The following is a 19,827-nucleotide window of genomic DNA, read 5'->3' as shown; positions in this document are numbered from 1 at the left end:
GAAACACTGAATGGCTGGTCTGGCTATCCTCCTGATGGCGGTCCTTCCTGGCGTCGCATCGGCCGCCGCCGATATTGCCATGCACCGCGACCCGGGTTGCGGCTGCTGTAAGAAATGGGCGGCCCAGGTCCACCACCAGTTCGGGCGCGAGGTACAGATCTCGGACGATGCGAACCGGGCGGCATTTCAGCGCCGTTTAGGTGTGCCGGCGCAGTTCGCATCCTGCCACACCGCCATCATCGATGGCATGGCATTCGAGGGGCATGTGCCGATCGCCGACATGAAGCGCGTGCTCGCGCAACATCCCAAAGGCGTGCGCGGTCTGGCCGTGGCGGAAATGCCACTCGGCTCGCCGGGAATGGAGGTGCCAGGCGAGAAGGCGCAGCCCTTCGACGTCATCGCGTTCGGCCCGGCTGGTCAGCGCGTTTATGCCCGCCACGGAGGCTAGATGTTTAGTCCTGGCATCTGGTGGATCGGATCGTCGATGAACCTGTCTGGCTCTGACCTCCAGGTTTTAACGATGTATTCTTAAGGCGTGAGGCCACCGAGCGTCTTAAACCAACGGACAAAATTATAGGGTGCCATGAAGTCTGCAAGGTGCGCCAGCAACTGCTCGTGGCTCTTGTAATGGAAGCGTTTGACGGTCGCCGCCTTAATGGTGCGGTTCATCCGATCGGCCTTACCGTTGGTCCACAGGGTGGTTCGGCTTGGTCAACCGGTGCCCGTGCAATTAGCTTTAGCCAGATAAGCTATAGTGAAGTTATCAGATTATCAAAAAACTAACTAATAACCATAATGATAACACAACATTTACAATAAATCAATTTATCAAATGAACAATAATTTATGTAACCACCAAATCGCGACATTTGGGCTAATTATTCCATTACAGCAAGAAGGTCGTTAATCGAAACGGTGGCAAACCCGGTGAAGCTGTCGGCGACGGCGTAGGGAAGGAGTAGGTCGCGTCCCACTGCGAGCGCACCACAGCTATAAACCACGTTGGGGACATATCCGTCACGTTCCTTTGGACTGGGTGCCAAGACCGGACGCGGCGTGCGTGCCAACAGCTTCGACGGATCGTTCTTGTCCAGCAGGCATGCCCCAATACAGTAATTGCGAACAGTTCCGACGCCGTGAGTGAGGACCAGCCAGCCCTCGTCCAGCTCGATCGGCGACCCGCAATTGCCCATTTGGACGAACTCCCACGGATAGCGCGGCTCGACCAGCTTTGAGCCACCGTTCCAAGCGAGGATGTCGTCCGACGTCAGCAGCCAGATGTTCTTGTTGTCCTGGCGGCCGAGCATCGCGAAGCGACCGTCAACCAGGCGCGGGAAAAGCGCCATTCCCTTGCCGCCGGCAGCATCGCCGGTCAGCGCACGCATCTCGAATGCACTGAAGTCGGTGGTGGTCAGCAACTCCGAGCGCGCCGCCGCACCACTGAATGCAGTATAGGTGCCATGATAGGCGAAGACGCCGTCGCCCTCATCGAAACGAACGAGGCGCAGATCCTCGACGCCCTGGCGTTGGCTCGGCAGTACCGGGAACAGCACCGTCTCCGAGATGGTCCGGCTTTCGCCCGAATAGAGTCGCACACAAGCATTGCTCGTATCGGCCTGATCAATGACGGGGGGCACCGACACGGACCCCGGATCGTCGATGCTCAGCGTGCCGCCGGGTGTCCACCGACCCGTACGGAACGTTATGGAAGACAGGTGGCCTTCGCCGATTCCGCGCAGCGATAGAACGAAGCGGACCTCGCCATCCGCAACGTCGACCTGATGCGGATGGAGCACCGCACTCGGGTTGAACAGTGCCGCCGCCTCATAGGCATATTCCTGGCTGAAGTACGCTCCAATCAACCTGCGTTGGGCGTCGTTGCATCGATCGGCGCCGTCGAAGCGATCGGCCATTTCGTCAAAGCGTCGCCGAAGGGTCGCATCAACTCCGCGATGGTTTTGGTCGAGCGAGGCCGTGACACCCTCCAACTGCCTGATCAGCTCCGCCTCGTCGAGCGCGAGAATGAAATCGACCGTCTCCTGCGTACGCGTCTTGCCGCCATCGAAGCCACGTGGGTAGCCGGGCTCGAACGGCCTTACCACAGTGCGTGACGGGTTGGGACGCAGCAGGATGTCGTGAAAACGAAGCTTCGCGCGTTCGACCATGGTAGACCTTCATGTGTCTTGAGTTCTAAGCCGCCGTTTATGGCAATCAGACACCGTGCGGTAAGCGGGTCGGGCAGCCAAAGGTATTCTGCCTCACATATGAATTGGTTTGCCAGTCACCGCCATCGCCGCTTCCTTGAGCGCCTCTGAATGCGTCGGATGAGCATGGCAGATGTAGGCAATATCCTCGCTGGTCGCGCCAAATTCCATCCCCTGGGCGGATTCGGCAATCATCGTGCCAGCAAGCGTGGAGATGATATGAACCCCGAGTACGCGGTCGGTCCTGGCGTCGGCGATGACCTTGACGAAGCCATTAGTGTCACGGTTGGTTTTGGCGCGGCTATTGGCTGCGAAGGGGAACTTGCCGACCCTGATTTCACCACGGGTTCTCGCCTCCTCCTCGGTCAGGCCGACGCCCGCGATCTCAGGATGAGTGTAGACGACGGACGGGATCACCGCATGATTTACGATGCCGACTTGCCCGGCGATATTTTCAGCGACCGCAATTCCTTCGTCCATCGCTTTATGCGCGAGCATTAGCCCGGGTACGACGTCCCCAATCGCCCAGATGCCGGGAACAGCGGTTGCAAAGCGATGGTCCACTTCGATCTGCCCCTTCTTGTTCAAGTCCACCCCGGTCTTGTGGAGCCCCAGGCCCATGGTGTTCGGGCGCCGCCCGATCGCGACCAGCACCGCGTCAGCCTCAATGGTTTCAGCCTCGCCCCCCGCTGAGGGCTCAACCGTAATGGTCGCAGTCAAGCCGTTGCGTGCGACCGCCGTGACCTTGGTGCCGAGCTTGAACGCGAACCCCTGTTTGGCGAGGATATTGCGCGCTTCCCTGCGCACTTCGCCGTCGAGGCCAGGGAGGATTTCGTCGAGATATTCGATCACCGTGACCTTGGCGCCAAGCCGCTTCCAAACTGAACCGAGTTCAAGCCCGATCACGCCGGCACCGATGACGACGAGATGTTCGGGGACCTTGGGGAACGCCAGCGCCCCCGTGGAGTCCACAACCACTTCGCCGTCGATCTCGACACCCGGAAGCGGCGTTACCGACGATCCGGTAGCGATCACGACATTCTTCGCGCGCACAGTTTTCCCTGCGACTTCCACGCTTTCCTTGCTAGTAAACGTGGCGAGCCCTTTAAGCCACTCGACCTTGTTCTTTTTGAACAGGAACGCGATGCCGCCGGTCAATTCGCCGACAGCCTTGCTCTTCTCGGAATGCATCTGCATCAAATTGAGGCGAGCACTTTCGATATTTACCCCAAACTTCGCGAGAGCGCCCGACTTGACTTCCTCGTACAACTCGGAGGCGTGGAGCAGTGCCTTCGATGGGATGCAACCGACGTTGAGACAGGTTCCGCCCAAGGTCGCACGCGCCTCGACGCAGACTGTTTTCAGCCCGAGCTGCGCCGCGCGAATGGCCGCGACATAGCCCCCAGGGCCGGCGCCAATGACAAGAACGTCGCAATCGTAATGAGCCATTTGGAACTCCGTTCGGCCTGATGGCGAGACACCGCAGATTGCTTAGGAGCACGAACCCCGACAACTAACAACGGTTATGTAGGACGTTGCAAAAGCGACTTGCCAAAGTAGAAAATCTATAATTGGATTCCTCCAACCCGATAGGCGCGACATAATTCATGCCTTGTTCAGTAAGTCCACGCGATTGACCTATGATGGTGGAAAATTCAGATGGTGCAGCTCGAAACTTATTTCGCAACGAGCCGTGGCAAGGCCACACGATGATCGGTGATTTTAAACAGGGCCGTTTACTTCGATCGCGATGGTTTACCATCGGAATCCTCATCCCCGCGCTTGAGCATGGAATCTCACTATCGCCGATTTTAATATTTGTTGGCATATTCGGCCGGCATTCTAAGGTGCAAAAGTAAGAACTTGGTTCAATGGTAAAATTACCAAACCCGTGAGGTCGAATCAGGCATTTATGGGAGCACTAGACATGGAGTGGAAATGAAGCCCGTCAACTTTTGCCCATGCGCGATCGTTATTCTTTTAGGTACGACCGCGCCGGTCGGAGGAGATACGCTCGAGGATGCACTTATAAATGCCTATCGCACGAACCCAAGCCTGACAGGTGCGCGAGCCGGTTTGCGCGTGACCGATGAGGGTGTTTCGATCGCGAAGGCCGCAGCGCGGCCGACCCTATCGGCAACCGCGGACTATCAAGAATTTATCGTTCGTACGGCTAACAGCTTTTCTGCGCCACTTCGAGCCGCCAATGCCAGCGGGAATATGTCGCTGCCGCTTTATCAAGGCGGCCGTGTCAAAAACGGTATTCGCGCAGCTGACGCTCGGGTGGATTCCGGTCGGGCAAACCTTAGAGCAACTGAAGCGGACGTTTTTACCGCTATTGTATCGGTCTACATGGATGTCATTCGTGACCGTGCCATTGTCGGTTTAAACACCCGTAATATTGAAGTTCTTGAGACCAATCTTCGCGCTTCCCGTGATCGATTTCAGGTCGGTGATCTTACCAGGACCGACGTCGCTCAGTCGCAGGCACGGCTTGAGTTCGCCCGGGGCCAGCTCGAACTCGGAAGGTCACAGTTGGTTACCAGCCTCGAAAACTATCTTCGGTTCGTTGGTATTCCAGCACAAAATCTGGTGCAGCCGCCGAAATTTCTAGGACTGCCGGCGAACGTAGAGGCAGCACTTGCGACGGCATTGGGCAACAACCCACTGCTAATCGCTGCGAAGTTCGACGCTGCAGCCGCACGCTACGATATCCGTGTGGCTAACGCCGCCCGGCTGCCCCGGTTGGCGGCTGTCGGTTCAGGCAGCTACAATAACTACTTGGGCACACTAACCAGCACTATCCCTGGTCGGGCGTTCCTTCAGTCGCAGCGCACTGCGACAGTCGGGCTTTCTGCTACGATCCCGCTCTACCAGGGTGGTCTGCCTGGTGCGCAGGTTCGACGAGCACAGGCTTTGTCGAGTCAATCACTGGAGCAGATCGTGTTTGTCGAGCGCCGGATCGTTGCCGAAACACGCGCTACTTTTACCCGGCATCGTGCGACGGCACGGGTAATCCAATCGTCGCAGGCAGCCGTAGCGGCAAACGAACTGGCGCTTGAGGGGGTTCGCGCCGAAAACAGCGTTGGCACGCGCAATGTACTCGATGTGCTAAACGCTGAACAGGAACTACTCAATAGTAGGGTACAATTGGTAACCGCTGAACGAGACGCCTATGTCGCCGGTTTTGCGTTGCTCGTGGCTATGGGACGCGCAGAAGCGCGGGACTTGGGATTGTTGGGCGGCGATTTGTATCAGCCACGACTTCGCAAGCAGGCACCCGTGCGAGATCAGAGCTTGGATAGTACTTACGGGCCTGCCGAAGACTTAGGACAGGATGCTCGGCCTTTCACTGCTTCTTTGGTATCCACTCAGCCTTAGGGGTTTGATCTCACGGTTTGATGGTGCGATCCTTTCGTTGGAATGGAAGGAAGCCGCATGGGACAAGTATGTCAGGATCTCCATCATCATACGTTTGCGCTGTCCAGAAGCACCGCTACATCGGCTTGTGTCACGGCGCGGCCGGCGTCGGCAAAACCCTGTCCGCGCGCCTCTACATCCGTTGGGATGGCACAGTTGATCTACTCATGATCTGGGGTGCGCGGCAGGCGGCCGACCTACAATATTCGCGGACCTCGTCCGTGCGCGTGCGGTATTCTATACGCCGACAGTCGGCAGCATGCTGCGCGAGCTTCGCCAGGACCCGCCCCGCCTCATCGATCGGGTCGATTCTGCATCGATCAGCACGTACGGCTCAAGGACCAGATCATCAATTCGCCCCGCAAGCATTTCGTCGAGTTGCTGATCGTCGATGAGGCCGACCGCTTGTCGCCTACATCTAGACAGCCCATTATCGGCGTTTACCGCACGCCCAGTGGCACAATATCGGTAGTGAGCCGATGGTCCTTGCAGGATTATGTTAAAGCCAGCGCACCTCACCGCTCGACAGGCTGTACACTGCGCCGACGATCTTGAGTTCGCCGACCTCTTGCGCATCCTGCAGCACGGCTTCGTAGTTTTGCAGGCGATCGACCACACGCCGGACGTTCTCCTCGACCGACCGCTCGACCAAGTCGTTTTCGCTGACCCGCTGCATTGCAAGGACGGAGGGAATGATCGGTGCGATCATCGGACCTATGCTGCCGGGAAAGCGTGTATCTTTCGTGACCACGTCGGTCGCTGCTACCACGGCGCCGCACGCCTCATGACCCAGCACAACGACGAGTGGCACGTTGAGCGCGACAACCGAATATTCGATCGATCCCATTCCGGCAATATCGACGTTATTGCCTGCGGTGCGGACAATGAACATGTCGCCCAAACCAGTTCCAAATAGCAATTCAGGACCGACCCGGGAGTCAGAACAACCGACGAGCGTTACGTAAGGATGCTGGGATTTCGCCAACGCCAATCGTCGATCGTGCGATATGTCGTTGGAAGTGGGTTTGTCGGCGACAAAGGAGGCGTTGCCTTCTTTTAGCTTCCGCAATGCCTCGTCGGGCGTCGGCTGGTTCGCCGTCTTCGTGGTACCGTCCATCTGTCTCATTCCTCCATATATATGTTCCTTGTAGGCTAACATGACAAAAACTTCATGTGCTTCTGATAACTTCTGCCGTGGGAAAAACCGCATTGGCCGCATCGTCTGTCGATGTCAGCGCTAATTGGCACGGTTCTGTCAGAATTAAGTGACACCGATTATAAGAATGCTGCGCGCGGTTTCCACCACGTCGTTGACGATCGCGTTCAGGCCGTTGATCCGGAAAATACGCTCGATCTGGACAAACAGGCGATGAAGCAGCCAGAAGTTACCGCCCGTGATCCGCACGATGGTGGCGACCGCATACGCGTCGGTAAAGTGCGCCTCGTCCATCGCCAGCCCGAGGGCCCGGCAGCGCCGGGTCAGCACGAAGGTCAGTCCTAATCCTGCAACGGCGATACAGGTGGGCAAAGCCAACACGGTTGAAGGGTTGTGCGTATCGCTTCAACCGCTTTTCGATCCCCGGCATCCCGATCAGGATCAGGCCGATGACCTGCCGAACGAACAGGTCGCGCAGATATTTCAACCCCGTGTTGGACAGCGGTCGCCTTGTGGACGATCAGCAATTCGACGAAATGCCTTCGGGGCGAAGCGACGATCTGGCCTTTGGGCCGGATATGCTCATCGATGCAGATATCAACCAGGTCAGTGGGGCGGGGCGGGTCCTTACGAAGTTTGCGCAGCGTCCTTCCGACTGTCGGCGTATAGAACACGGCACGCGCACGGGCGACGTCGGCATATATCTTGATCGGAAGTGTGGGTCGGCGCCAAAAGCGACCCCCGCTCAAAGCGCGGCAGCTACCTGTAATATTCGCAAATTATGGGTTGTGCAGGGGTCTCGATCGGCGCCGATCGAGACCCCTGACTGAGTGAAGCTTTTGCGCAATTCATTGGCTTGGCAGAAACCTACCGGGGTCCTAATTTCGGCACCGATCCACATCGCGAATGGGTTGAGTCCGCGCGCGAACGCGACGAAGAGGTCACGTTCGAGCGCCCACGACGCCTCGCTGAGTTCTCAATTTCGAAGCAGCCCGAACCCATGCGCATCTCGGCGATCAGCAGCGGCCGCCCCTTAGCATGAGTGGTAGCCTAGTGAACGGACGGAAATTTGCCGAGAGTTGCGGCTGTGCCGTTGAAGCGTGAGGCCCAAAAGGAAAGGATCTGTCCCTCGGCAGGGCGATCTTCGGCTGTATGCGCGGCAAATTCGGACAGGGTGCGGGCGAGTTCGGCACCAGTAATTTCGCGTTCGCGTTCCAGTATCGTGGCCAGCAGTGCAAGCCAGTCACCATGTGCCTGCACCAGCGCTTCGATCTGAAGCATTCCCGAACCGCTGCCGGAGAAAGCCTTTGAAGGGCTTTGACGCCAGCGGAACCTCGTAAGCAAACTTTTGATCAAGGAGATGCGCGCGTTCCATCAACTTCCCGTAGCCGGGACGGTTGAACACGCGGGAATACTGGTAACCACGCCCCACGTATTCCCCGCACCGACAAGCGGTAGCAAGGTCTTGTATTTCGCGGGCCGCCCGACGGAAATCGGGGACCCAGCATTCGACCGCACATGCGGGCCAGGGATGGTGTTCAAGCCATGCCCAAGCCAAACCACTATGGCATAAGGCTCAGGCGAAAACACGCTGTCATTGCAAACTCAAGCGTGCCCCAGCATTCTGGAGGCTGACGTTGCGCTCGTTGCCGAATTCGACGTCAATCCGGTATTGCTCGCGCGCTGCGCGTCCACGGGTGTGCCACGTGGCGCACCTCACGCGAGGATCGTCACCCATATGGGACGAGACGCCAGAGGCGGCTCGGTGGACGCCACTGCGTCGATAGAGCCGTGCCCGTAGGGTCGCGCCCGCTGTTGGCATATCAACACCCGCAAACATGCACAGCGAAACAGAAGCGCTTGCTCCTCTAGTGACTGTAGCTTGTAGGCGACTTCTGCACCTTCCGTCCACGGAGGCTTGGAGATCGCTTTGTGTTGTTCACACAACCGGGAACCCCGCGCGTGTCCCGGCGCTCGTTGATCGGCCGCCTGTTGGGTTTCGGTGTGTCTGCAGCCGTGGGCAAACCTGGCTTGGCGGCCATCGCGCCGCATCTCGTTGGCCAGTGGAATTTTGGTCCGCTATTTCCTGACTGGCAGCCTTTGGAAGTAGCAACCGGCGACACGCTGTTGGTGAAGGCTCGGGTGGCGGGATCGTCAGTCGAGGCGGTGCTGGACAGCGGGAGCGGGGCGTCCATCATCGACGTGTCGTTGGCACGAACACTCGGGATGGCGGACGGCGAACGGCGCACGATAAGCGGCTTGGGCGGGAAAGCTGCGGTCCGCTTGATCCATGATGTCGAGGTGCAGCTCGGGCATCGAACACGTCGACTACCGTTCGCAGTGGTAGCGGATCTGGGCGCACTGTCAGCCGCGTTCGGAAGACGGATCAACATGCTGCTCGGCGCAGATATGTTCATCGGGAATTGCATAGCTCTTGATTTTGGACATCGGCGATTCGCACTCACGCCGACCGGCAGTTTCCTCGGCGGTTCGGACTGGACGCCGGTCGCTCTGGGGCATGGTGCGAAGCAGGAGCTGTATGTATCTGCCGCGATCGGAGGCATGAGCGCAGTGCCGCTGATGATCGACCTTGGCAGCTCCGCGGCGCTCATGCTGTCTTCGGCTTATGTCGATGCGCATGGCCTGACTCGCGGGCGAGCGACATCTAATGCGGCGCTTGGCGGCGTCGAAGGCGTTGCTACCGTCGACGTTTTCACAACCCCTAAACTGACGATCGGCGGGCTCTCTGCCGAGAACATTCCGACGTTGGGAAACCGCAACTGGCTTTCGACCCGCACGGTCGGCAATATCGGATTGCCACTAATTGGTCAGTTCGACGCCATATTTGATGTGACTGCCGGGTTTGTATGGCTCCGCCCGCCCGCCTCCGGACACCGCCTTCCCATGTTGAAGGATCGAAGCGGCCTCGGGCTCGCAGCTTCCCCAACGGGCCTCGACGTCGTCCATGTGGCGGCGAACAGCCCGGCGGGGAAAGACGGTTGGATACCCGGAAACCGCATCGTTGCAGTGAATGGCTTCCCGATCGATGCGGATTACACACACGGGGCGCGTTGGCGATGGCGCTTCATGCCATCCGGAACGGTCATAAAACTCAAGGATCAGGCCGGTCATGACCGTCAGCTCCGACTTGCGGATTATTACTAAGTCTTTGGCGCACGGACCTCACCAATCGCCTGCATAATCCGGCAATCCGCTATCTGTTCGTTCGTGCAGCTTCGGGTAAGGGCCGCTAGCTCGTCGCGTAAGGATGCGAGCTGCGCAAGACGGCTCTCCACATCAGCAAGGTGGTGGGCGGCAATGGCGGATGCCGCGCTGCAATCCTGGGCTGGGTTCTCCGCCAGGTGGATCAGCGAGCGTATCTCGTCGATCGAGAAGCCGAGCCTACGGCCATTGCGGATGAAATGAAGCCGTTGCGCGTCCCCAGAGGCATAGGTCCGACGTCCGGACGCGGTTCGCGGTGGGGCCGCTAGCAGCCCGATCGTCTCGTAAAAGCGAATTGTCGTCACCTTTGTCGCGGTCTCTCGCGCAAGCTGGCCGATCATCATGGGTGCAATCGTCATAGTGTCATCCCGCTAATGCGAACGGATCGCAGATTCCGCTTGATCCTACAGTTACTGTAGCATGTAGGGGGACGCTATGACCTCCAACGAAGCAAGCTGCGGCTGCGCCGGCGAACCGGCCCGCGCGCAACATGATCCAGCCTACCGCCGCGCGTTACTGATCGTCGTGGTGCTCAACCTCGGCTTCGGTGTTGCCGAGCTGTTCGGCGGATTTATTGCTGACAGTCAGGCGCTGAAGGCGGACTCGCTCGACTTTCTAGGTGACGGCTCGATTAGCCTGCTTGGCCTGCTTGCGCTCGCCTGGGCACCTCGGGCGCGGTCTAATTTTGCCCTCTCGCAAGGGCTGTTTCTTGGGGCTCTCGGAGTGGGCGTGATCTGCTTCGCGATCTGGCGAGCCCTCAACGCTACCGCACCTGATGCCGAGCTGATGGGCGCGATTGGCGTCGTCGCTCTGGCAATCAATGTCGCCTCGGCATTGGTGCTTGCACGCTTCCGGGAAGGAGACGCCAACGTCCGTGCGATCTGGCTGTTCAGCCGCAACGATGCACTCGCTAATGTGGCAGTGATCGCCGCTGCCGGGCTGGTCGCTTGGACGGGGAACGCCTGGCCGGACTTGGCGGTCGCCGGTGTAATCGCACTCCTGTTCCTGCACTCGGCTTATGAGATTGTCACAGGCGCGTTGCGCGAACGAGGGCAGCGATAATGCGTTTCCTCGACGTGATCAGGGCGCTGCTCTCGGTTCGCTTTTTGGCCACGATAGTTGCCTTGCTCGTCCCCACCGCGGCGATGGCCGATCCGGCTGATGTGCAAACCGCGTGGCGGCTGCTCGACTATGTGGCGGTCGATTATGGTGGTGCCGTTGAGGCCGGCAGGATCAAGAGCAAGTCCGAATATTCCGAAATGAATGAGTTTGCTGCATCGGTTTCGACACGGCTTCTGAGCTTGCCGGCGAAGCCCGAACGGCAAAGCCTCATTCAAGGCGCCACCAACCTCCAAGCGCTTATTGGCCGCAAGGGATCGGCCGAACAGGTCGCTACCCTCGCGCATGGGCTCGCAGCCGATCTGCTGCGCGCCTATCCGGTGCCGCTTGCGCCCGACAAGGTGCCGGATCTCGCATCGGGATCTGCCCTATTCCAGCAGACCTGTGCCGCTTGTCACGGCATGACAGGGAACGGGCACGGTCCCGACGCGGCCAAGCTTTCCACGCCTCCGATTGCGTTCACCGATGTAACCCGCGCCCGGCAACGGAGTGTGTTCGCGCTTTATCAGGTGGTGACGCAGGGCATTGACGGGACGGCGATGCAGAGCTTCGCTGATCTGCCGAACGATCAGCGTTGGGCGGCTGCGTTCCGCGCTGGCAGCTTTGCCTTTACCGACAAACAGGCGCGAGAAGGCGCGCGGCTGTGGAAGTCGGACCCGGCGCTTCGCAGACTTATTCCGGATTTGAAAACGCTGGTCGCGCTCACCCCGGCTGCGCTCGCCACCTCAATCGGCGAAGCCAAGGCCGAGGCCGTGCTCGCGTTCCTGCGTCGCCACCCCGATCAGGTGGTGCAACAGGCGCCGGGATCGCTCTCGCTTGCCCGTGCCAAGCTTGCCGAAAGTGTCGCTGCGGCCCGGCGCGGTAATGCGCGCCGGGCGAAGGAGCTGGCCCTGTCGGCGTATCTCGACGGGTTCGAGCCGATCGAACCGACCCTTACGGCGCGCGATGCGACCCTGATGGGTCGTATCGAGGGCGCTATGGGCGAGTTCCGCGCCGCGATCGACCGCGGTGCCTCGCCCGAAGATCTCGCAGAAAAGGTATCGGTGCTCGACGGTTTGTTCGACGATGCGGAAGCCGTGCTGTCCCCTGATGCCGCCACGGAGGCGTCCACCTTCCTGGGGGCATTTACAATCTTGCTGCGCGAGGGGCTCGAAGCGCTGCTCATCGTCGTCGCCATGATCGCATTTCTGCGCAAGGCCGATCGCACCGACGCGCTACGCTACGTTCATGGCGGATGGATTGGCGCGCTCGTCGCCGGCGGCGTCACATGGGCTATTGCGACCTATGCGATCGGGATCAGCGGCGCGAGCCGCGAGCTTACCGAAGGGTTCGGATCGCTGTTTGCAGCGATCGTGCTACTCTCGGTCGGCATCTGGATGCACGGCAAGGCGCAAGCCGATCAGTGGCAGCGTTACATTCGCGAGAAGATGTCCCGCGCGCTTTCGGGCGGTTCGGGCTGGTTCCTGTTCGGGCTGGCGTTTGTCGTGGTCTATCGCGAGGTCTTCGAGACGATACTGTTCTATGCGGCTCTCTCGGCGCAGGGGAACAACGCGATGCTCCTTGCCGGTGCTGGGTCAGCGGTTGCTTTGCTGGGCGTCATCGCCTGGGCCATGCTCCGCTACACCAGAAAGCTGCCGATCACGCAGTTCTTCCGTTATAGCTCTTGGCTGATGGCGGCGTTGACGGTCGTGCTTGCGGGTAAGGGTGTTGCCGCACTCCAGGAAGCTGGGATCATCGACATAGCGCCGCTTGCAGACGTACCACGGCTGTCGATGCTTGGTCTGTTTCCAACCTGGCAATCGGTGCTCGCGCAAATTCTCATGGCGGTCGCTATCGCCATCGGGTTCGCGTGGAACCGGCGTGGCGGAAGCCGGACCCAGAAAGCTGCCTCGGCCTAGAGTAGAGGCGGACCGCTCCACGGTCCGCCTGCAGCCCGTCAACGTCGCTTGATGGCCGTGATGGTCGGACCCGCCGCGGTCACCTGCACCGTAAAATCTATCCGCTGCCCGACCTTGACGCTTCTAAGGAGCGTTGGCGGGTTGGCGACAAAGGCCATCGTCATCCCGGGCCATGCCAGTGCGGCGATCGGCCCGTGCTGGATCGTGACCTTGGCTGTCTTCGGATCAAGCGCCTTGACGATGCCGCTACCGTTGCCGGTTTTGGCGGCCTTCGTCGCCGTGCCCGGCATCGGTTTGATTGTCTGCGCTACTACGGAGGTTGCCGTGAGGCTGGCGACGATGAGTAGGACGATGGTTTTCATGTCTAATCCTTGATTGAAGAGGGAAGGGGGAACGTAGAAGCGGCAGGCTGGCGCGATCGTCGCAGCAGCAGATAGGCGGCGGGCAGCACCAGCATCGAAAGAAGTGGCGCCGTCAGCATCCCACCAATCATCGGTGCAGCGATCCGGCTCATCACTTCGGAGCCGGTGCCTGTCCCGATCAGGATTGGGAACAGCCCGGCAAGGATCACCGCGACGGTCATCGCCTTGGGCCGGACCCGAAGGAGGGCACCTTCGCGCACTGCCGCTGCGACCTCGGCATCGTTCGGTGTCTCGCCCCGGGCATCCAGCGCGTGCTTGAGGTAGATTAGCATCACCACGCCGAACTCCGCGGAGACACCGGCAAGCGCGATGAACCCGACTCCGGTGGCGACCGATTGGTTGTAGCCGAGCAGATAGAGCAGCCATAGGCCGCCGGTGAGCGCGAACGGCAGGGTGCCCATCACCAGCGCGGCTTCATCGAGCCGGCGGAAGGTCGCGTAGAGCAGCAGGAAGATGATGACCAAGGTCGCCGGAACGACGATTTTCAATCGCTCGACCGCGCGCTGCAGATACTCGAACTGGCCGGTATAGGTGACACTGACGCCGGGCGGCAGTTTTACCTTGGCGGCGATCACGTTTTGCACGTCCCGAACGATGGTGGTGAGCGGTGCGCCGCGTCCATCGATGTAGATCCACGTCACCGGTCGGCCGTTCTCGCTGCGTAGCATCGGCGGTCCATCGGTGATGCGAACGTCGGCGACGGTGCCGAGCGTGATCTGCTGCCCTGCCGGCGTCAGCACGGCCAGATTGCGCAATCCCGCGATACTGTCGCGCAGCTCGCGCGGATAACGCACGCTAATCGGATATCGCGCGAGTCCCTCGACGGTCTGGCCGATCGTCTCGCCGCCGATCGCGCCCGACACGATCGACTGCACGTCGGCGACGTTGAGGCCATAGCGTGCCGCAGCAGCCCGGTTGATGTCGACATCGATATATCGCCCGCCGGTAAGCCGTTCGGCGAGCGCCGATCCAACGCCGGGCACGGTTTTCGCGACCTGTTCGATCTCGCGCGCAGTTGCGTCAATCTCGGCGAGGTTCGCGCCTGCCACCTTAATGCCGATCGGACTCTTGATGCCGGTCGACAGCATCTCGATCCGGTTGCGGATTGGAGGAATCCAGAAATTGGCGAGGCCCGGCACCTTCACCGCCTTGTCGAGCTGATCGATCAATTTGTCCTGCGTCATGCCCGCGCGCCACTGATCCTTGGGCTTGAAGCGGATCGTGGTCTCGAACATTTCGAGCGGGGCAGGATCGGTCGCGGTATCTGCGCGGCCGGCCTTGCCGAACACGCTTTCCACTTCGGGTACGGTCTTGATGAGCCGGTCGGTGAGCTGGAGAAGCTGGCCGGCCTTGGCGGTCGAGATGCCGGGCAGCGCGGACGGCATGTAGAGCAGGTCGCCCTCGTTCATCTGCGGGATGAACTCGCCGCCAAGCTGACTGATCGGCCAGAGGCTGGTCGCAAAGACGAGGCCGGCGATGACCAGCGCTTGTTTCGGCCGCGCCAGTACCCAATCGAGCGCGGGACGGTAGATGCGGGTGAGGACGCAATTAATCGGATTGGCATTCTCGGACGGAATTTGCCCGCGGATCAGTAACCCCATCAGCACCGGGATCAGCGTGATCGACAGGATCGCGGCCCCCGCCATCGCATAGGTCTTGGTGAAGGCGAGCGGCGCAAACAGCCGCCCCTCCTGGCCCTGAAGCGAGAAGATCGGCACGAACGAGAAGGTGATGATGAGCAGGCTGAGGAACAGCGCAGGGCCGACCTCGACCGCTGCGGTGGTAATCACGCGCCAGCGCTCGGCACCCGCCAACGTCTCGTCCGGATGATCGTGTGCCCAATGTTCGAGATGCTTGTGCGCGTTTTCAATCATGACGACGGCCGCATCGACCATTGCGCCGATGGCGATGGCGATGCCGCCCAGCGAGAGGATATTGGCGTTCAGTCCCTGCACGCGCATCGCGATGAAGGCGATGAGGATACCGAGCGGCAGGGTGAGGATGGCAACCAGCGCCGAACGGACGTGCCAGAGGAACAGCGCGCAGACGAGCGCCACGACGATGAACTCCTCGATCAGCTTGGCGGTCAGATTGTCGACCGCGCGATCGATCAGGCCCGACCTGTCATAAGTGGTGACGACCTGCACGCCGGGTGGCAGGCTCTTCTTCAATGCGTTGAGCCGGGTACGAACGCCGTCGATCACTTCACGCGCGTTCTTGCCCTGGCGCATCACGATGACACCGCCTGCAACCTCGCCCTCGCCGTTGAGCTCGGCCAACCCGCGACGCATTTCGGGACCGATCTGAATCGTGGCGACGTCGCCGAGTGTCACGGGCACGCCGCCAACCGTCTTGAGCGGCACGCTGCGGAAATCGTCGAGCGTCTTCAGATAGCCGGTCGCGCGGACGATATATTCCGCCTCGGCCATCTCAAGGACCGATCCGCCGCTCTCCTGGTTGCCGCGCTTCAGCGCTTCAGTGACCGCCTCGTGGGTGATGCCGTAAGCGGCCAGCTTCTGCGGATCGAGGACAACCTGATACTCTTTCACCATGCCGCCGATGCTCGCGACCTCGGCGACCCCCGGCACGGTCTTCAATTCGTAGCGCAGGAACCAGTCCTGGATGCTGCGGAGCTGTGCGAGATCGTGACGGCCGGTCCGGTCGACAAGTGCATATTCATAGACCCAGCCCACCCCGGTAGCATCCGGGCCGAGCGATGCCTTTGCACCCTCGGGCAGGCGGCTTTGCACTTGGCTAAGGTATTCGAGTACCCGGCTGCGCGCCCAATAAAGATCGGTCGCGTCATCGAACAGGACATAGACGAAGCTGTCGCCGACGAACGAATAGCCGCGCACCACGCGCGCGCCCGGCACAGACAGCATCGTCGTCGCGAGCGGATACGTGACCTGGTTCTCGACGATCTGCGGGGCCTGGCCCGGATAGGTGGTGCGGATGATGACCTGGACGTCGGATAGGTCGGGCAGCGCATCGACCGCGGTCGATCGCAAAGCGCCCACCCCGATGACGATCAGCGCGAGGGCGGCTAGCAGAACGAGGACGCGCGCCTTGACGGACGCCTCGATGATCCGCGCGATCACTTCGTGTCGCCCGTGATCGGCCGCGCGGCGATGCCGGTCAGGCTCGCCTCGCTGTCGAGCAGGAACTGGCCCGACGCGACGACCTTCTCGCCTGGTGCCAGTCCGGCGAGGATTTCGGTCCTGCCACCTGCATCACGGCCCGTCTTGACCTCTGCTGGCCGATAGCGGCCCTTATCCTCGGCGAGCATGACCAGCGTCCGCGTGCCGGTGCGGATCACGGCTTCGCTCGGCACCAGCAGCGCGGTGTCGGACGTGCCGCCCAGATGGACGGTCGCGAACATGCCGGGGCGCAAGCGGCCGCTAGGGTTGCGCAGCTCGATCCGTACCGTGAGCGTGCGGCTGTCGGCTTGTGTCGTCGGCAAGACAGCGATGATCCGTCCGGTAAAATGCTCGGCAGGGAAGGCCGCCAGTTCGGCAGTCGCGGTTTGCCCGACCTTGATGGCGCTCGCGCGCACCTCGGGCACTGCGGCATTCAGCCAGACCGTGGCTAGGCCGTTGACCTGTGCCAGCGTCTGCCCGGTGGCGAGCGTTACACCCTGCCGCGCGTCAAGCGTCTGGATGACACCGGCGATTGGGCTGCGCACGGTGGTCATGCCGCGCCCGCGCGGCGTGCCGCCCGGAATACCGAGAAGGCGCAGGCGCTGGGCTGCGGCCGCAGTGAGCGCCCTGTCGCCGGTCCGCCGCACGGCCTCATATTCCGCCTGTGCACCGCCCCATTCGGGCACCAAGATGTCGGCGATCGGCGCACCGCGCGCGATCACGTCGCCCGGCGCCCGATTATAGACCCGCTGGACGAACCCGGCTGCGCGCGACTGGATGATTGCTACGTCGCGCTGGTTGAAGTCGATCGTGCCGGTCGCATCCAGTGCGCCGGCCAGCATCCCGGTAGTCGCCGTGGCGATACGGATGCCGAGATTTTGCATCGCGGACGGATCGATCGAGATGCCGGGCTTGGCGGCCAGTCCCGTGGCACTCGCATCCGGATATTTGGGGATCGTCTTCATCCCCATCGACGAGAGCGAGTCCGGATTGTCGTAATGCTCCTGCGGCACCATCGGGTCGTAATAATAGAGTGGCTTGGGCTTCGCCGCGGAGGCCGGACCGGCGGTCGCCGATGTCGCCGGGGCGGTCGTAGCCGGACCAGTCAACCGTGCGGCGACGAACCCGATCCCGCCGCTGGCAAGGAGCGCAAGAACGACCGCGCGGGACGCGGGCGTGCGGGGGACGAGATCGCGCGGGCTCATCGTGGGTCGCTCCGATAGGTGAGGGTGAGACGCGCACCGTCGATCGCGACCAATGCCTCGCGGTCGAGCGTTTCGAGGGCCGCATTGGCAAGCGCACTATGTGCGTCGACGACATCGAGCAGTCCGGCACGTCCGCCAGCATAGCTCGCGGTCTCGAGATCGACGCGCTCGCGCGCCAACGGCTCGAGCGTCTCCTTCGATCGCATCCATTGCGCATGGTGCATCACATGATCGGCAAGGCTCGCATCGAGGCCTGCCGCGAGTTGGCGGGCGGTATCTTCCTGCTCGGCGCGCCGTTTCGCCGCGTCCGCGGCGCGGGCGGCGATCAACGGGTCTTGGCGGTGCGATTTGAACAGCGGCAGGCCGATAGTGACGCCTGCGGAGACATAGTCGCCAAAGCGCGGATCGCGGCGCTGGTAGCTGACGTCGACCCCGAAATCCGGACGGCGATCGGCCTGCGCCAACCGGACGTCGGCATCGGCTTGGCCGACACGGGCGGCAATCGCCGCCAGCATGGGGTTGCGGTCGAGCGCGCTGCGCAATTGCGCGGGGTCCACCATGAAGTCTGGCACCGGGCCGGCGACCACAGGGGTCGGATCTCCGGTCCAGCGGATCAGGTCTGAGCGCGCGCGCGCGATCGCGGACACCAGTTCGTCGCGGCGATCATCGACGGCGGCGAGACCTTGGCGTCCGGCAAGCGTCTGCGCTGGGCGAGCGCTTCCCGCCGATACCGCACTTGGTGATGTCCGTACCAAACGATCGAGCCTGCCGCGCACGGCGTCGAGCGCCACCAGACGGCGCTCGGCATAGGCCAGCGTGATCCAAGCGATTGCGGTTTCGACCTCGACGGTGCGGGCTTCAGCTACCGCCTCTGCATCGGCAGTCGCAATATCGGTATCGGCGCGCGCCTGTTGCGCGTGCCGCTTGGCGGCGTTCGGAATGTCCTGCGATAGCCCGACCCGCGCCCAGGTGAAATTGTCGCGATTGGGCTCGAACGCGAGCGGCCCCGAGACCGGGAAGCTGTCGATCCCGAGCGCAAGCTTCGGATCGGGGAGAGCGCCTGCGGCCTCGCGTGAAGCACGCGCGCTATCGGCACCGAGGGTACGAGCACGTAGTGACGGCGCATGGCTCTTCGCTGCGGCGAGCGCCGCATCGAAGGAGAGCGGTCCTGCCGCGGCTGTAGTGGTGATAAGCGCAGCGATCAGCGCAGCGCTCAGTATCGTGTATCTGGACATGGTTTTCCCCGCTGGCAGATCGATGCGTAGCGAAAATTCGACCGGCAGGGTCACAGCCCTGCCGGTCGACTTTCAGCGCTCGATTAGGAACTGTGCGAGGCGCAGCAGGCCATAGCGCCGAACTTGGCCGTCATCATAGACTGGCAAACGTCGGCGTCGGTCATCGCAATGGCCGCTGGCACCCAGACGCGGCGCGCCACGGCAAGCGGCGCGCGAGGGCCGGGAGCCTGGGTACTCGCCCGCCATTCGTAATGACCGGCATCTGGACGCGGTGATGCGGATGCGGAGGTGGCAGCAAACACGGCGATCACACCGACGAGAACGCCGGAAAACTTGATATTCATGGTGTTAATTCCTTGATCTGAGCAGTGGCCGCCAGCACGCAAGAGCCTCGAAGAGGCCTGCGGCAGACGGATTCCGGGTGTCAGATCAGGAAGCTGGGTGGGTCGGGGTCGGGGCCGTAGGTCCGCCCATCAAGGCGCGCAGTCAGTGGCCATGCTGGATCAAGGCGATCGAGCTGGCGTGTCGTGAGAGTAGCACCTACCGGCTCGGTGATCGCTGCGGTGGTGCATCCCATCGCCGCGATGCATTGGAGCGTCATCTTCTTACACGGCACCGAGCCGTGCATCTGTCCCGCCGTCATGCCATCGCGGCAATCCATTGAGGCCATTGTCGCCATGGACATGGTCTCGCTCTGAAGCGGGCTCATTGCCATGGCCGTGGACTGTCCGAACAGGCCGACGACCGCAAAGAACAGCAGGAAAAGGCGAAGAAAGCGAGTCACGTCATCGTGTAACCTAATGCAACGG

Annotated in this window: 17 protein-coding genes and 1 pseudogene; 5 read left to right on the top strand and 13 right to left on the bottom strand. The window is 61.3% G+C overall.

Annotated elements, in window-relative coordinates; all coding sequences use genetic code 11:
• The first annotated feature begins 10 nt into the window (after nucleotides 1–10).
• Nucleotides 11–448, top strand: coding sequence for a DUF411 domain-containing protein (locus AC1MLZ_RS20755; protein WP_480961866.1), 438 nt, complete (start codon nucleotides 11–13; stop codon nucleotides 446–448).
• On the opposite strand, the pseudogene AC1MLZ_RS20750 reads toward AC1MLZ_RS20755, so the two are convergent.
• From AC1MLZ_RS20750 to lpdA, 3 genes and pseudogenes are all read right to left on the bottom strand, one after another.
• A pseudogene (locus tag AC1MLZ_RS20750) lies at nucleotides 445–721 on the bottom strand (integrase core domain-containing protein); the annotation flags it as partial. The gene AC1MLZ_RS20755 and the pseudogene AC1MLZ_RS20750 overlap by 4 nt on opposite strands.
• A 157-nt stretch (nucleotides 722–878) precedes the next feature.
• Complete coding sequence (locus tag AC1MLZ_RS20745; RefSeq protein WP_480961865.1) at nucleotides 879–2,165, bottom strand: glycoside hydrolase family 130 protein; 1,287 nt, start codon at nucleotides 2,163–2,165, stop codon at nucleotides 879–881.
• Nucleotides 2,166–2,258: 93 nt separating this feature from the next.
• Nucleotides 2,259–3,653: a dihydrolipoyl dehydrogenase gene (gene lpdA, locus AC1MLZ_RS20740; protein WP_480961864.1), complete on the bottom strand. Its 1,395-nt coding sequence runs from the start codon at nucleotides 3,651–3,653 to the stop codon at nucleotides 2,259–2,261.
• A 489-nt stretch (nucleotides 3,654–4,142) separates the two neighbouring features.
• On the opposite strand from lpdA, the gene AC1MLZ_RS20735 reads away from it, so the two are divergent.
• The gene (locus AC1MLZ_RS20735) at nucleotides 4,143–5,585 is read left to right on the top strand and encodes a TolC family outer membrane protein (RefSeq protein ID WP_480961863.1); all 1,443 of its coding nucleotides are present in this window, start codon (nucleotides 4,143–4,145) and stop codon (nucleotides 5,583–5,585) included.
• 538 nt (nucleotides 5,586–6,123) lie between these two features.
• Here AC1MLZ_RS20735 and AC1MLZ_RS20730 read toward each other — a convergent pair.
• The 3 genes from AC1MLZ_RS20730 to AC1MLZ_RS20720 all read right to left on the bottom strand — a co-directional run bounded on the left by AC1MLZ_RS20730 (nucleotide 6,124) and on the right by AC1MLZ_RS20720 (nucleotide 8,061).
• On the bottom strand, nucleotides 6,124–6,741 hold the full coding sequence (locus AC1MLZ_RS20730) for a carbonic anhydrase (RefSeq protein ID WP_480961862.1): 618 nt from the start codon (nucleotides 6,739–6,741) through the stop codon (nucleotides 6,124–6,126).
• A gap of 144 nt (nucleotides 6,742–6,885) precedes the next feature.
• Entirely contained in the window at nucleotides 6,886–7,158 is a 273-nt protein-coding gene (locus AC1MLZ_RS20725) for a hypothetical protein (RefSeq protein WP_480961861.1), read from the bottom strand.
• 672 nt (nucleotides 7,159–7,830) lie between these two features.
• Nucleotides 7,831–8,061 (bottom strand): hypothetical protein, encoded by a 231-nt coding sequence (locus AC1MLZ_RS20720; RefSeq protein WP_480961860.1) that lies wholly within the window; start codon nucleotides 8,059–8,061, stop codon nucleotides 7,831–7,833.
• A 681-nt stretch (nucleotides 8,062–8,742) separates the two neighbouring features.
• Between AC1MLZ_RS20720 and AC1MLZ_RS20715 the strand changes: the two genes are divergently transcribed.
• Complete coding sequence (locus AC1MLZ_RS20715) at nucleotides 8,743–9,945, top strand: pepsin/retropepsin-like aspartic protease family protein (protein ID WP_480961859.1); 1,203 nt, start codon at nucleotides 8,743–8,745, stop codon at nucleotides 9,943–9,945.
• On the opposite strand, the gene AC1MLZ_RS20710 is transcribed toward AC1MLZ_RS20715, so the two are convergent.
• Nucleotides 9,942–10,343, bottom strand: a complete 402-nt coding sequence (locus tag AC1MLZ_RS20710) for a MerR family transcriptional regulator (protein ID WP_121905647.1) — start codon at nucleotides 10,341–10,343, stop codon at nucleotides 9,942–9,944. The two genes, AC1MLZ_RS20715 and AC1MLZ_RS20710, sit on opposite strands and share 4 nt — an antisense overlap.
• A 94-nt stretch (nucleotides 10,344–10,437) precedes the next feature.
• Here AC1MLZ_RS20710 and AC1MLZ_RS20705 point away from each other — a divergent pair, with 94 nt between their 5' ends.
• The gene (locus tag AC1MLZ_RS20705; RefSeq protein WP_480961858.1) at nucleotides 10,438–11,064 is read left to right on the top strand and encodes a cation efflux transmembrane domain-containing protein; all 627 of its coding nucleotides are present in this window, start codon (nucleotides 10,438–10,440) and stop codon (nucleotides 11,062–11,064) included.
• Entirely contained in the window at nucleotides 11,064–13,019 is a 1,956-nt protein-coding gene (locus AC1MLZ_RS20700) for an FTR1 family protein (protein WP_480961857.1), read from the top strand. Before AC1MLZ_RS20705 ends, AC1MLZ_RS20700 begins: the two co-directional genes overlap by 1 nt.
• Nucleotides 13,020–13,057: 38 nt before the next feature.
• On the opposite strand, the gene AC1MLZ_RS20695 is transcribed toward AC1MLZ_RS20700, so the two are convergent.
• The 6 genes from AC1MLZ_RS20695 to AC1MLZ_RS20670 form a co-directional block, all read right to left on the bottom strand.
• Nucleotides 13,058–13,381 (bottom strand): copper-binding protein, encoded by a 324-nt coding sequence (locus AC1MLZ_RS20695; protein WP_480961856.1) that lies wholly within the window; start codon nucleotides 13,379–13,381, stop codon nucleotides 13,058–13,060.
• A gap of 2 nt (nucleotides 13,382–13,383) precedes the next feature.
• The gene (locus AC1MLZ_RS20690) at nucleotides 13,384–16,539 is read right to left on the bottom strand and encodes an efflux RND transporter permease subunit (RefSeq protein WP_480961855.1); all 3,156 of its coding nucleotides are present in this window, start codon (nucleotides 16,537–16,539) and stop codon (nucleotides 13,384–13,386) included.
• Entirely contained in the window at nucleotides 16,536–17,783 is a 1,248-nt protein-coding gene (locus AC1MLZ_RS20685) for an efflux RND transporter periplasmic adaptor subunit (protein ID WP_480961854.1), read from the bottom strand. The genes AC1MLZ_RS20690 and AC1MLZ_RS20685 overlap by 4 nt, the downstream gene beginning before the upstream one ends.
• Nucleotides 17,780–19,018 (bottom strand): TolC family protein, encoded by a 1,239-nt coding sequence (locus AC1MLZ_RS20680; protein ID WP_480961853.1) that lies wholly within the window; start codon nucleotides 19,016–19,018, stop codon nucleotides 17,780–17,782. The genes AC1MLZ_RS20685 and AC1MLZ_RS20680 overlap by 4 nt, the downstream gene beginning before the upstream one ends.
• An 83-nt stretch (nucleotides 19,019–19,101) precedes the next feature.
• Entirely contained in the window at nucleotides 19,102–19,362 is a 261-nt protein-coding gene (locus tag AC1MLZ_RS20675; RefSeq protein ID WP_480961852.1) for a hypothetical protein, read from the bottom strand.
• An 80-nt stretch (nucleotides 19,363–19,442) separates the two neighbouring features.
• The gene (locus AC1MLZ_RS20670; RefSeq protein WP_133192481.1) at nucleotides 19,443–19,802 is read right to left on the bottom strand and encodes a hypothetical protein; all 360 of its coding nucleotides are present in this window, start codon (nucleotides 19,800–19,802) and stop codon (nucleotides 19,443–19,445) included.
• Nucleotides 19,803–19,827: the final 25 nt, after the last annotated feature.

The sequence above is a fragment of the Sphingomonas sp. PEI4 genome (genome assembly GCF_056679955.1).
The sequence above is the reverse complement of the archived record's forward strand: the minus strand, read 5'-3'. Positions and strand labels throughout refer to the sequence as shown.